The sequence below is a fragment of the Streptomyces sp. NPDC088766 genome, from assembly GCF_044750845.1.
GTDB lineage: Bacteria > Actinomycetota > Actinomycetes > Streptomycetales > Streptomycetaceae > Streptomyces.
Genome location: NZ_JBIVKQ010000022.1, coordinates 1 through 12,952 on the forward strand (window position 1 = coordinate 1; position 12,952 = coordinate 12,952).

The following is a 12,952-nucleotide window of genomic DNA, read 5'->3' on the forward strand; positions in this document are numbered from 1 at the left end:
CTCATCCTTACGGTGGAGCCGCCGATCTCCAGGGCGACCTTCTGCGCGGTCGGCGCCCAGACGGCCAGGGTGGGACGGCCGTCGCGGAACGTCGGACCCAGGCCGGCCCTGGTCGCGCCCGCGTAGAGGTCGTCGAGGACGCCCGCGGTCTGCACGCCCGTGGCGGCGAGCACCGCGCCGTTCACCGCCCGCTGGGAGGCGACGACCTGGCCGCGCAGGGCCTCGCGGACGCGGTCGCGGTCACGTGGGTCGACGGTCCAGGCGGTGTAGTCCTTCAGGTGCGGGAACTTCGCCTTCTGGGCGTCGGTGAGGGTGCTCTTCGCAAGCCGCAGCCAGCGCTGGTCGGCGCCGGTGAGCGCGCCGTCCTTCACCGTGACCGAGCCGGTGCGCGAGTACAGCAGCTGAGTGGAGGCGGCGGCGTCGGAGCCGTTCCAGGCGACCGTGTTCCGGTCGATCCAGACCGCCTTGGAGGTGGTGAGGTCGAGGGCTGCGGCGGAGCCGGCCGGCTGCGGAAGGAGGTACTTCTCCTGGCCGTTCAGCAGCCACACCTCGTGGCCGTTCGCCGTGAGGTCGAGCGACCGGTCGGTGGGCAGGTCCTTCTCGTCGCCCTTGTGGAGGATGTAGCTGAGGCTGGTGGCGCCCTCGGTGAGCGGCACCTCGAAGACCGCGCCGTAGCTGTCGGTCCGCGCCGGCTTCAGCGGGTTCGACCACTCGGTGGGGTTCGCGGCGCCCGTCCAGGTGTGCAGGCCCCAGCCGTCGTAGTTCCCGTCGGCCCGGTGGTAGTGCAGGACGGCCTTGCTCCTGTCCTGCGCCGGGTACGCGGGCCGTTCGGTGAGGACGGTCTCCTTGCCCTGCTCGATCCAGATCTCACCGGTCTTCGTGACGTCGATCGTGCGGTCGGCGGAGACGTCCTTGTTGCCCTGTCCGTCGATGACGAGGAAGCCCACGCCGGACGCGCCCGGCTTCAGCTTGACGTAGGCGAAGGCGCCGTACGCGTCGCGGCCGGTGAAGGGGTGGCTGTCGGGCCAGTTCGTGGACTCGCCGTCGGCGAGGTCGCCCCAGGCGTACAGGCCCCAGTCCGCGTAGTCGCCGTCGGTGCGCTTGTAGTGGACGACCGCGTAGTCGCGGGAGGAGGCGGTGGGGATCTCGGGGGCGGGCGGGGTGCCGGTGGCGGAGGCGGCGGTCGCGCTCGCCGTGCGACCGGCGGAGTCGATCACCACGGCCTTGTAGCGCAGGGCGGTGCCGGGGGGCACGTCCTCGCCGACGACCTGGGTGACCTTGTAGGGGGCGTGGTCGGCGGAGCCCAGCGTCCGCCACTTCCCGTTGCCCACCTGGGCGGCGAAGACGACGCGGTTGAGCCCGCCGCCGTCCACGTCGGCGCTCAGCTCGACCGTGCCGGTGGCGCCGGCGGCCGGGGCCCGGAGGGTGACGGTGGGCTTCGTGGCCGGCGCGGCGGGCTTCCCGGCCGCCTTGAGGACGATCGCCGAGCCGGCCGGGACGGTCACGGTGATCTTCTTGCCGGCGTCGGAGGTGACGGTCGCGGAGGTGCCGTGGATCCCGTGGAAGGCCGTGCCCGCCGAACCGGTCGCGAAGGTCGCCGACTCGGCCTCGTCCGCGTTGTTGAAGGCGACGACGTACTCGGTGCCGGTCTTCGCGTCCGTGCGGGAGAAGGCGTAGACGCCCGCGCCGTCGGCGGCGTACCGCTCGGTCTGGATGCCGTCGGTGAGGGCCGGGTTGGCCTTGCGGAGCGCCGCGAGGGTGCTGATCTGCCGGTAGAGCGGGGCGCCGGTGTCGTAGGCGTCGCTCGCGTGGGTGCGGTCGGTGCCGATCCGGTCGTCGTCGAGGTAGTCGGCGGTCTTCGAGGCGAACATCGTCTGGCGGGCGTCCTTGTCGCCGCCGGCGCCGGTGAAGCCCTGCTCGTCGCCGTAGTAGACGACGGGGTTGCCGCGGCTGAGGAACATCAGCTCGTTGGCGAGCTTGTCCTTGGCGAGGAGTTCGGCGTCCGTGGCCTTCGGGTCGTCCTGGGTCAGGAAGGTGCCGAAGCGGCCCATGTCGTGGTTGCCGAGGAAGGTCACCTGCTCGTAGGCGTTGGCCTTGTCGGTGGTGTACCGGTAGTCGTCACCGAAGACGGAGGCGAGCTTCTTCGCGCTGCCGCCCTGGGAGGCGTACTGGCGGGCCGCCTCCTGGAAGGGGAAGTCGAGGGTGGCGTCGAGGCGGCCCTGGGTGACGTAGGGGGCGGTGACGGCGGTGTCGGCGGAGTAGACCTCGCCGAACATGAAGAAGTCGTCGCGGCCCCGCTTCGCGGCGTAGGCGTCGAGGGCCGTGGCCCACTGCGTCCAGAACTCCATGTTCACGTGCTTGACGGTGTCGATGCGGAAGCCGTCGACACCGAAGTCGCGCACCCAGCGCTGGTAGATCCTCTCCATGCCCCGGACGACCTCGGGACGCTCGGTCCACAGGTCGTCGAGGCCGGAGAAGTCGCCGTACGTCGAGCTCTCGCCGGCGAAGGTCGAGTCACCCCGGTTGTGGTACATCGTGGGGTCGTTGAGCCAGGAGGGGACCTTGAGGTTCTTCTTCGCCGAGGGCACGACGGGCGTGCGGGGGAAGGAACCGGCGTCGGTCCCGGGGAAGTCACCGGTGTCCGCGTGGTCGGCGTCGTCGAAGGGCTCGCCGTCCTTCGTCAGGTACGGGAAGGCACCCTTGGCGAGGTAGCCGTAGGACTTCTCCTCGTAGTCGACGACGTCGGCGGTGTGGTTGGTGATGACGTCGAAGAAGACCTTCATCCCCTTGGCGTGCGCCTTGTCGATGAGGGTCTCCAGGTCCTCGTTGGTGCCGAAGTGCGGGTCGACCTGGGTGAAGTCGGTGATCCAGTAGCCGTGGTAGCCGGCCGAGGCGTCCTTCCCGGTGCCCTGGACGGGCTGGTTCTTGAAGATGGGCGCCATCCACAGGGCGGTGGTGCCGAGCCCCTTGATGTAGTCGAGGCGCTGGGTGAGGCCCTTGAGGTCGCCGCCCTGGTAGAAGCCCTTGTCGGTGGGGTCGTAGCCGGTGGCGAGACGGGAACCGGTCAGGCCGCCCTTGTCGTTGGCGGTGTCGCCGTTGGCGAAACGGTCCGGCAGGACGAAGTAGAACTGCTCGCGGGTGAGGTCGTGCCGGGCGGCGGTCTTCGCCAGCGCCGCGTCGGAGGGCGGCGGGGGCGGGGTGGCGGCGCGGGCCGCGAGCGGCTGCACGAGGGCTGCGGCGAGGGCTGCCGCGGTGACCGCGGCGACCCGTCCGGCACGGTGGGTGCGGCGCGTCCCGGGCGCCGGCCATCTCGGTGTCACAGGTGTGAACTCCTTGCGATTACGGCTCATTGGGTCCGACCCCTGCGCCACGGGACGGCTGCGTCGCCGGGCGCCGGCGTGACCGTAACCCTGACGAAAGGCTTACAGCAAGGGTCGTGAAAGACTCGGCAAGAAATTTCACGACCCGTGCTGTCACACGGTCAGGTCACACGGTCAGCAGCTGGACTTGCCCGCGTAGACGGCCAACGCGGTGTTCGCGCCCAGGGTGGCGGTGAGCCGGCCGCTCGAGTCGACCGTCACCGTCGTGTTGTTCTGCACGTTGCAGTACGTCCCGGCAGGCAGCGAGGTCTGGTAGGTCCGGCTCAGGGAACCGCTCTCGTGGTTGATCGCGACGAAGCCCTTGGAGCCCCGGCCGAAGGCGATCGCGTCACCGCCGTTGTCCCACCAGTTCGTCACCGACTGGCCGCGGGTGGCGTTGCGGAAGGCGACCATGCGCTGGATCTCCGGCCAGGCGTGCTGGCACTTCCAGCCGTTCTGCCAGCAGGCGGTCACGGAGCCGCCGTTCGGCGGGCCGGCGTCCGTGTCGGAGAACTCGTAACCGGAGTTGATGTCCGGGGCGCCGTAGGGCCAGGCCAGCATGAAGACGTTGGCCAGGGTGTAGTTGGCGCCGTCCTTGTAGCTGAGCGTGGAGCCGTTGCGCTCGGTGTCGTGGTTGTCGACGAAGACACCGGAGACACCGCTGCTCATGTAGCCCCAGCCCTCGCCGTAGTTCTTCAGGTAGGCGAGGTTCTCGTTGTTGAAGACCCGCTTGAGGTCGTAGGCGTAGCGGAACTCCTGGACGTCGCCGTTGCCGGTGTACTCGGTGGGCTGGACGGCCTCGCCGCTGCCGTAGATGACCTCCTGCTTCCAGTACACCGACGGGTTGCTCAGCCGGGACTTGATGTTCGCGAGGTCGGCGGCCGCGATGTGCTTGGCCCCGTCGACGCGGAAGCCGTCGACGCCGAGGGAGAGCAGGTCGTTCAGGTATTTGGCGATGGCCCCGCGGACGTAGTCCTCGCCGGTGTCGAGGTCGGCGAGACCGACCAGTTCGCAGTTCTGGACGTTCCAGCGGTCCTGGTAGTTGGTGACCTGCGAGGTGCAGTTGTCGAAGTCGTACGAGGAGTACAGGCCGGGGTAGTTGTACTTCGTGTACGACGAGCCGCCGGTGCCGGTGCCGCTGCCCGCGGACATGTGGTTGACGACCGCGTCGGCGACGACCTTCACACCGGCGGCGTGGCAGGTGTTCACCATGTTCTGGAAGGCCGTGCGGTCGCCGAGGCGTCCCGCGATCTTGTAGCTGACCGGCTGGTACGACGTCCACCACTGCGCGCCCTGTATGTGCTCGGCGGGCGGGGAGACCTGCACGTACCCGTAGCCGGCGGGGCCGAGGGTGTTGGTGCACTCCTTGGCGACGGAGGCGAAGTTCCACTCGAAGAGGACGGCGGTGACGTCCTTGGTGCCGGGCGGGGAGGCCTGCGCCAAGGACGGGGTCATGACAAGGGCGGCGGCCGAGAGGGCGAGCGCCCCGGAGAGGGTTCTGCGTGCCATGTGGGGTTCCTTCGACGTTGAAGGTCGCTGAAAGCCGCTGAAGGTTCTTGCTGAAATATTCCAGCAACCTTGCGGTGACGCAGATGTTAAAGGCCCGCTGCCTGAAAAGGCAGCGGGCCGGGAGAAGTTGATGCAAGAAGTTTCACGGGGCCGTCGGGCCGTGGCGGTCCGGACCGCCGGAACGGGGCGGACCGGACCGTCAGGTCGTGCCGGACCGCCAGGTCATGTCGGACCGCAGGCCGTGCCGGACCGTCAGGCCGTGGTGAACCACACCGTCGTGTCCGCCGGAAGCCTCGTCCCGCCGTCCGCCTCGGTCGGCTCACCGCTGGCGAGCAGGACACGGCCGTACGCCGGGACCGTCACCGGCTCACCGGTGGTGTTGGCGACGCACACGAACTCCCCGCGCCGGAACGCCAGGACGCCCTCGGGGGCGCGCAGCCACTCCACCGAGTCGCCCGCGCCGAGGTCAGGCCGGGACCGGCGCAGCGCCAGCGCCGAGCGGTACAGCTCCAGCGTCGAGCCGGGCACGCCCTGCTGCGCCTCGACGCTCAGCTCGCCCCAGCCCCCGGGCTGCGGCAGCCAGCTGCCGCCACCGCCGAAGCCGTACGACGAACCCTCGCGGGTCCACGGGATCGGGACCCGGCAGCCGTCGCGGAAGCCGTCCTGGCCGGCGCCGCGGAAGTACGCCGGGTCCTGGCGGACCTCGTCGGGCAGGTCGACGACGTCCGGCAGCCCCAGTTCCTCGCCCTGGTAGACGTACGCCGAGCCGGGCAGCGCCAGCATCAGCAGGCTGGCCGCGCGGGCGCGCCTGAGCCCCAGGGCGCGGTCGCCCGCCGTGCGGATCTGGGTGCCGAGGCCGGGCGGGTTGGCGAAGCGGGTGGCGTGCCGGGTGACGTCGTGGTTGGAGAGCACCCAGGTGGCCGGGGCACCGACCGGACGCATGGCCTCCAGGGTGCGGTCGACGACCTGGCGCAGCTCCTTGGCGTCCCACTCCGTGGCCAGGTACTGGAAGTTGAAGGCCTGGTGCAGTTCGTCGGGGCGGACGTAGTTGGCGGTCCGCTCGACGGTCGGGGTCCACGCCTCGGCCACGAAGATGCGCTCACCGGCGTACTCGTCGAGGACCAGGCGCCACTGCCGGTAGACCTCGTGCACGCCGTCCTGGTCGAAGAACGGCATGACATCGTTGCCCAGCAGCTTGAGCTGGTCGTGGGAGCCCAGGTCGGGCAGGCCCTCCGCCTTCACCAGACCGTGCGCCACGTCGATGCGGAAGCCGTCGACGCCCATGTCGAGCCAGAACCGCAGGATGGAGCGGAACTCGTCGCCGACGGCCGGGTGTTCCCAGTTGAAGTCGGGCTGTTCGGGCGCGAAGAGGTGCAGGTACCACTCGCCGGGCGTGCCGTCGGGCTCGGTCACCCGGGTCCAGGCCGGGCCGCCGAAGATGGACTCCCAGTCGTTGGGCGGCAGTTCACCGTCCGCGCCCTTGCCGGGGCGGAAGTGGTAGCGGTCGCGCAGTGCGGAACCGGGTCCCTCGGCGAGCGCCCGCTTGAACCACTCGTGCTGGTCGGAGGAGTGGTTGGGGACCAGGTCGACGATGATCCTCAGGCCCAGGCCGTGGGCGTCGCGGATCAGGGCGTCGGCGTCCAGGAGGTTGCCGAACATCGGGTCGACGGCACGGTAGTCGGCGACGTCGTAGCCGGCGTCGGCCTGCGGCGAGGCGTAGAAGGGGCTCAGCCACACGGCGTCCACGCCGAGGTCGCGCAGGTACGGGAGGCGGGAGCGTACACCCTCCAGGTCGCCCATGCCGTCGCCGTTGCTGTCGGCGAAGCTGCGCGGGTACACCTGGTAGATGACCGCGTCCCGCCACCAGTCGCCGCGCTGCGCGACGGTGGCGACGGCCGGGACGGGCCGGGTGGTCGGGGCCGGGGCGGCGGAGTGCTGCTGGCTCATGGCTTCCTCGAGGCGGTGGGGGTCCCCCGCCCGGGCGAGGCCGGGCGGGGGGAGGAGTCGTCGGGTTCGGGCGGTTGTACGGCGGTGGCTGACGAGGCGGCCGCGGTCACAGCGGGGTCGGATGGTGACCGCGGCCGCCTCGGGTCTTCGGTGGGCACGCCCCCCAAGGGGCGCGGGGACGCCGGCCCGCGGCTCTCGCCACGTGGTCCGGCGCCGCGCGGGAGCGGCCGCGAGTGTGCGGCCGGCGGTCGCACGACCGCCCTCCCGGCGCGACGTCACCCCTTCGTGCCGCCCGCGGTCAGACCGGTCACCAGGTTCTTCTGCACGAGGTAGAAGAACGCGGAGACCGGTATCGCGATCAGCACCGCGGTGGCGGCCATCAGGTTGCGCTGTGCGTCGTGCTCGCTGACGAAGCTCTGGAGTCCGACGGCGAGGGTGTACTTCTCGTCGTCCAGCAGGAACGTGGTGGCGAAGGCGACCTCGCCGAAGGCCGTGATGAAGCTGTAGAACGCGGCCACCGCGAGGCCCGGCTTGGCGAGCGGCAGGATCAGCCGCGCGAAGGTGCCGAAGGGGGTCAGCCCGTCGACCCGGCCGGCCTCGTCGATCTCGAACGGGATGGTGTCGAAGTAGCCCTTGAGCAGCCAGGCGCAGTACGGCACCGCGGTCGAGCAGTAGACCAGGATCAGACCGAGGTAGGTGTCGATGAGCTGGAGGTCCGACAGGATCTGGTACATCGGCACCATCAGCACGGCGACCGGGAACATCTGGGTCACCAGCAGCACCCACATGAACTTCCGGTAGCCGGGGAAGCGCATGCGGGAGACCGCGTAGCCGGTGGTGGCGGCGATCAGCACGCCGATCACCGTGGTGCCCAGCGACACGATCAGCGAACTCTTCAGCCAGTCGAAGAAGTTCGTGTCCTGGAGGACGAACGTGTAGTTGTCGAAGGTCATCTTCGACCAGATGCGCCCGGGGTGGAGGTAGTCGTCCTTGTCCGGGCCGAGCGAGAGGTAGACCAGCCAGGCGATCGGGAAGAGCGCGATCAGCGAGGCGGTGACCAGCACGCCGTGCGAGGCGAGCGAGGCGAGGACACCCCGCTTCTCGCGTCCCCGGGCCTTGCCGGGGGCGGCCGCGGGCCGCTCGGTCACGTCGGCGGAGGTCTCGACGGTGGTGGTGCTCATGGGAACTCCTGCCTCAGATCGCGAGCTGCTGCTCGTTGCGGTTCAGCCAGCGGCGGTAGAAAGAGGTGAAGACGATCAGGATGGCCAGCAGCAGGATGCCGTAGGCCGCCGACTGGGCGAAGTCACGCGGCTGCTGTCCGAAGCCGAGGTAGTACGCCCAGGTGACGAGGATCTGGGCGTCCGGCGCGGTGTTGCCGAACAGCAGGAAGATCACGGCGAACTGGTTGAAGGTCCAGATGATGCCGAGGAGGACGACGGTCGAGCTGACCGAGCGCAGGCCGGGCAGGGTGACGTAGCGGAACCGCTGCCAGGCGTTCGCGCCGTCCATCTCGGCGGCCTCGTAGAGCGAGGAGTCGATGGACTGCAGGCCGCCGAGCAGGGAGACCATCATGAACGGCACGCCGCACCAGGTGTTGACCATGATCGCGGCGAACCGCTGCCAGAAGCTGTCCTCCAGCCACAGCGGCGTCGGCAGGTGCAGGCTCTCCAGGGCGGAGTTGATGATGCCGCCGTCGGAGAGCATGAACCGCCAGCCGAAGACGGTGACGAAGGTCGGCACGGCCCAGGGCAGGACCAGGATCAGCCGGTAGAAGGTGCGTCCGCGCAGCTTCTGGTTGAGCAGGAGGGCGAGGCCGAGACCGATGGTGTAGTGCAGGGCGACACAGGCCGCCGTCCAGACGATCGTCCAGATGAAGTGCGACCAGAAGCGGTCGTAGGCGGTCTCGCCCCACAGGATGTCGGCGTAGTTGTCCAGGCCGATGAACTTGTAGGTGGCCTCGATCTCGTTGACGCCGATCGTGCGGGCCGTGTTGAGGCTGTTGGCGTCGGTGAGGGTGAGGTACATGCCGTACCCGAGGGGGTACAGCACGAGGACGCCGAGGACGACCACCACGGGGGCGATCATGACGTAGGCGTACCAGTGCTTCTGGTAACCGTGCTTCAGACGCTGGCCCAGCCCGGGGCGCGGGGCGTCACCGCGGCGCTTGCCGGTCGCGCGGTCGATGGCGACTGTCATGGTTCGACACCTTCTGGAAATTCGAAGATCAGGGGCGGGCTGGGACACAGGCCGGTGGCCGCCGGATCACTCCCCCGTGTTCAGGGTGATCCGGCGGCCACGCGGGGCTCACTTGCTGAAGTCCGGCACCAGCTTGGCGATGGCGGTCTCAGCGGTGCTCAGGCCCTTGTCGAGGGACTCCTTGCCGCCCGCGATCTTGGGCAGTTCGGTGTCCAGGGGGCCCCACAGGGAGCTGTACTCCGGCAGCGCCGGGCGCGGCTGGGCGGCGGACAGCACGGTCTGGTAGCCGGCGATGCCCGGGTCGGCCTTGACCTCGGCGGTGTAGGCGTCGTCGCGCGTCGGCAGCGTGGAGTTCTTCTGCGCGACGGTCGCCTGGGCCTTCGCGGAGGTCATGAACTTGACGAACTTCAGCGCGGCCTTCTGGTGGGCGGCGTCCGAGCCGGCGTAGACCGAGAGGTTGTGGCCGCCGGTCGGGGCGCCGGCCTTGCCGGTGGAGCCGGCCGGGACGGTGGCGATGCCCAGGTTGTTCTTGTCCGTGAAGGCCGAACCCTTGTAGAAGTTCGTGATCTCCCACGGGCCCTGGACGATGGCCGCGACCTTGCCGTTGACGAACGCGTCCTGGATGTGGGCGTAGGCGTCCGCGGTGGTGTCCGCCTTGTGCAGGCCCTTGCCGTCGAACATGCCGAGCCAGGTGCCGTACGCCTTCTTCGCCGCCGCCGAGTTGACGGTGATCTTCTTGGCGTCGACGTCGACGGTGTCGGTGCCCTCGCCGTAGAGGAAGGACTGGGCGTAGTAGGCCTGGGTGGAGCCCCAGTAGCCGTCGACGCCGGTCTTGTCCTTGATCGTGGCGGCGGCCTTCTTCAGGTCGTCCCAGCTCTTGGGCGCCTCGGTGATGCCGGCCTTGGTGAAGAGCGCCTTGTTGTAGACGAGCGCGAGGGTGTCGGTGACGATCGGCACGCCGTACGTCTTGCCCTCGTACTTCGCCTGCTCGATCAGGTTCGACTTGAACTTGTCCTGCTCGGCGAGGGCCTCGGTGCCGTCCAGCGGCAGGAAGAAGCCCTTCTTGGCGAAGGCGGGGGTCCAGCCGACCTCGGAGCGCAGCACGTCCGGGGCGCCCTTGGAACCGGCGGCGGTGTCGAACTTGTTCTGCGCCTGGTCGAACTGGACGTTGACGTACTTGACCTTGACGTCCTTGTTGGCGGCCTCGAACTCCTTGACCAAGGCCTGGTACGTCGGCGCCTCATTGGTGGCGTTGGAGGTGTCCCACCAGGTGATGGTGACCGGACCGTCGGCCGAGTCGCCGCTGTCGTCACTTCCGCCGCAGGCCGTCGCCGCGAGGGCGAGGGACGCCACCAGCGCGGTGGCCGCTATGCCACGCCGCATTGAGTTCTCCTTGAGGGTGAAAGCCCGTGAAGCTCAGGGAGCGGCCCCGTCCGCCGCCCCTGTCGACTTGCCGACCGCGCCATTGCTGCCGTCGGGCGTCCAGAACGTAACAGCGATGTAAGCGTTGCGAAAGACCTTGCAGAAAAGAAGTGCAAGAGATCTCCGAAGTTATTCGGGCGTGACCTCTTGGCGACCGTCATGAGACGCTTGTTTCCTACGGCGGAGCGGCCGAAGACGGCTTGTGCAAGACTCTGCAAGCTCTTGCCATCACTTTCACGAGGGAGCGCGATGACGCAGCAGCCCGGCCGGGGCCGTCCAACAGGTCGCCCACGGCGCCCGTTTGGTGTGCAAGGGGACACCTGGCCGGTACAGTCCAATCCTGTGACCACACGGCTTGCCGACATCGCTGCGCAGGCGGGGGTGAGCGAAGCGACCGTCAGCCGCGTCCTCAACGGGAAGCCCGGCGTCGCCGCCACCACCCGCCAGTCCGTGCTCGCTGCTCTGGACGTCCTGGGCTACGAGCGCCCCGTCCGCCTGCGCCAGCGCAGCGCCGGCCTGGTCGGCCTGATCACGCCCGAGCTGGAGAACCCCATCTTCCCGGCCCTGGCCCAGGTCATCGGCCAGGCGCTGACCCGCCAGGGCTACACCCCGGTGCTCGCCACCCAGACCCCGGGCGGCTCCACCGAGGACGAGCTGACCGAGATGCTGGTGGACCGCGGGGTCGCCGGCATCATCTACGTCTCCGGCCTGCACGCGGACACCACCGCCGACATGCAGCGCTACGAGCAGTTGCGCGCGCAGGGCGTCCCCTTCGTGCTCGTCGACGGCTTCTCCCCCAAGGTGCAGGCGCCGTTCATCTCCCCCGACGACCGGGCGGCGATGGCGCTGGCCGTCACCCACCTCGCGTCCCTGGGCCACACCCGGATCGGCCTGGCCCTCGGCCCGAAGCGCTTCGTGCCGGTGCAGCGCAAGATCGAGGGCTTCGTCCGCGCCATGCAGGAGACCCTCGGGCTGAACGCGGAGACGGTCGAGCAGGACCTGGTCCAGCACTCCCTCTACACCCTGGAGGGCGGCCAGGCCGCCACCATGGCCCTCATCGACCGCGGCTGCACGGCGGTGGTCTGCGCCAGCGACATGATGGCCCTCGGCGCGATAAGGGCGGCCCGCCAGCGCGGCCTGTCCGTCCCCCAGGACATCTCCGTCGTCGGATTCGACGACTCCCCCCTGATCGCCTTCACCGACCCGCCGCTGACGACGGTCCGCAAGCCGGTCCCCGCGATGGGGCAGGCCGCGGTGCGCACCCTGCTGGAGGAGATCGGCGGTACGCCGGCCCCGCACAGCGAGTTCGTGTTCATGCCGGAGCTGGTGGTCCGCGGCTCGACGGCCTCGGCACCCGGGGAGCGAACTCGCCCACAGGACACATGAGTCCGCTTTCGGGGCGGTATGTCCGCCGTGTCCCCGGAGAGGGTTCGAGGTGGGAGAACATGCGGGCCGCATCGGACCAGGGGATGATCGGGGGAGAAGGCTTTTCTGGCAGACTCTGTGTCCATGGGTGAATCGACCGTGACGTCTCTGGAAGGCCATGACCAGGCCGTCCCGGAGCCTGTCACGGCCCCGCAAAGCCCTGGCCGGCTGCAGCGGCTGCGCACTCCGCGCCGTCCGCGCCTCTGGTTCGAGATCCTGTTGATCGCGGTGAGTTACTGGACGTACTCACAGATCCGCAACGCGGTGCCGGAGCAGCGGACCGAGGCCCTGCGCAACGCCAATTGGATCTGGCGGATGGAGCACCACCTGGCCATCGCCGTCGAGGAGTCCGTCAACCACACGGTCAACTCGGTCACCTGGCTCATCGTCGGCATGAACTACTACTACGCCACGCTGCACTTCGTGCTGACCCTGGGCGTCCTGGTCTGGCTCTACCGCCTCCATCCCGGCCGCTACGCGGCCACGCGCCTCGCCCTGTTCGCCACCACGGCCGTGGCCCTGGTCGGCTACTACCTGTATCCGCTGGCCCCGCCCCGCCTGATGAACGGCGGCGTCTTCATCGACACGGTGGTCGTCCACCAGACCTGGGGCTCGATGGCCTCCGGCGACCTCAAGAACATGTCGAACCAGTACGCCGCGATGCCCTCCATGCACATCGGCTGGTCCCTGTGGTGCGGTCTGACACTCTTCGCCCTGGCCACACTCCCCTGGGTGCGCATCCTGGGCCTGCTCTACCCGGTGGCCACCCTGGTCGTCATCGTCGCCACCGCCAACCACTTCTGGCTGGACGCCGTGGGCGGGCTCGTCTGCCTGGCCTTCGGCTACGCGGTGGCCCGCCTCTGGTACGGCGCCCTGCCGCACGCCCTGCCGCGGCACCCACCGCCGAGACCGTAGTCACACGGCGGACACCGTCTCCGCGGTCCGCCGCCCGACGGCACCCGTGCACCGGGCGGGCGGCCCGACGGCCGCCGCCGTGGCCCGGCCCCCGCCCGGCCCGCTCCGGCGGCGTGGTCCCGGCCGTCCCGTTCTCGTCCTCTGCGGCGTCCTCGTCCTCTGCGGCGCCGGGTGACCGC

The 12,952-nt window shown here is 69.6% G+C and carries 8 protein-coding genes; 2 read left to right on the top strand and 6 right to left on the bottom strand.

The window, feature by feature from the left end; all coding sequences use genetic code 11:
- From ACIP5W_RS26420 to ACIP5W_RS26445, 6 genes are all read right to left on the bottom strand, one after another.
- The coding region (locus ACIP5W_RS26420) for an alpha-amylase family glycosyl hydrolase (RefSeq protein WP_401478387.1) at nucleotides 1-3,320 on the bottom strand (3,320 nt) is incomplete at its 3' end.
- A 174-nt stretch (nucleotides 3,321-3,494) separates the two neighbouring features.
- Entirely contained in the window at nucleotides 3,495-4,868 is a 1,374-nt protein-coding gene (locus ACIP5W_RS26425) for an alpha-amylase family protein (RefSeq protein WP_401478390.1), read from the bottom strand.
- Nucleotides 4,869-5,120: 252 nt separating this feature from the next.
- Nucleotides 5,121-6,815: a glycoside hydrolase family 13 protein gene (locus tag ACIP5W_RS26430; RefSeq protein ID WP_401478393.1), complete on the bottom strand. Its 1,695-nt coding sequence runs from the start codon at nucleotides 6,813-6,815 to the stop codon at nucleotides 5,121-5,123.
- A gap of 275 nt (nucleotides 6,816-7,090) precedes the next feature.
- Complete coding sequence (locus tag ACIP5W_RS26435) at nucleotides 7,091-7,996, bottom strand: sugar ABC transporter permease (protein ID WP_401478397.1); 906 nt, start codon at nucleotides 7,994-7,996, stop codon at nucleotides 7,091-7,093.
- Nucleotides 7,997-8,009: 13 nt separating this feature from the next.
- Nucleotides 8,010-9,011, bottom strand: a complete 1,002-nt coding sequence (locus ACIP5W_RS26440) for a carbohydrate ABC transporter permease (RefSeq protein ID WP_401478400.1) — start codon at nucleotides 9,009-9,011, stop codon at nucleotides 8,010-8,012.
- 108 nt (nucleotides 9,012-9,119) lie between these two features.
- A complete protein-coding gene (locus tag ACIP5W_RS26445) occupies nucleotides 9,120-10,394 on the bottom strand; it encodes an extracellular solute-binding protein (RefSeq protein WP_401478403.1) in 1,275 nt (424 codons plus the stop codon).
- Nucleotides 10,395-10,775: 381 nt separating this feature from the next.
- Here ACIP5W_RS26445 and ACIP5W_RS26450 point away from each other — a divergent pair, with 381 nt between their 5' ends.
- Together ACIP5W_RS26450 and ACIP5W_RS26455 are read left to right on the top strand one after the other, a co-directional pair.
- The gene (locus ACIP5W_RS26450) at nucleotides 10,776-11,819 is read left to right on the top strand and encodes a LacI family DNA-binding transcriptional regulator (RefSeq protein WP_401478406.1); all 1,044 of its coding nucleotides are present in this window, start codon (nucleotides 10,776-10,778) and stop codon (nucleotides 11,817-11,819) included.
- Between the two features lie 123 nt (nucleotides 11,820-11,942).
- Complete coding sequence (locus ACIP5W_RS26455; RefSeq protein WP_401478409.1) at nucleotides 11,943-12,773, top strand: phosphatase PAP2 family protein; 831 nt, start codon at nucleotides 11,943-11,945, stop codon at nucleotides 12,771-12,773.
- Nucleotides 12,774-12,952 lie beyond the last annotated feature (179 nt).

Excerpts from the sequence above, each read along its gene's own strand:
- ACIP5W_RS26455 (WP_401478409.1), top strand. The coding sequence starts at position 11,943 with ATGGGTGAATCGACCGTGACGTCTCTGGAAGGCCATGACCAGGCCGTC.
- ACIP5W_RS26435 (WP_401478397.1), bottom strand. The coding sequence starts at position 7,996 with ATGAGCACCACCACCGTCGAGACCTCCGCCGACGTGACCGAGCGGCCC.
- ACIP5W_RS26440 (WP_401478400.1), bottom strand. The coding sequence starts at position 9,011 with ATGACAGTCGCCATCGACCGCGCGACCGGCAAGCGCCGCGGTGACGCC.
- ACIP5W_RS26425 (WP_401478390.1), bottom strand. The coding sequence starts at position 4,868 with ATGGCACGCAGAACCCTCTCCGGGGCGCTCGCCCTCTCGGCCGCCGCC.
- ACIP5W_RS26445 (WP_401478403.1), bottom strand. The coding sequence starts at position 10,394 with ATGCGGCGTGGCATAGCGGCCACCGCGCTGGTGGCGTCCCTCGCCCTC.
- ACIP5W_RS26430 (WP_401478393.1), bottom strand. The coding sequence starts at position 6,815 with ATGAGCCAGCAGCACTCCGCCGCCCCGGCCCCGACCACCCGGCCCGTC.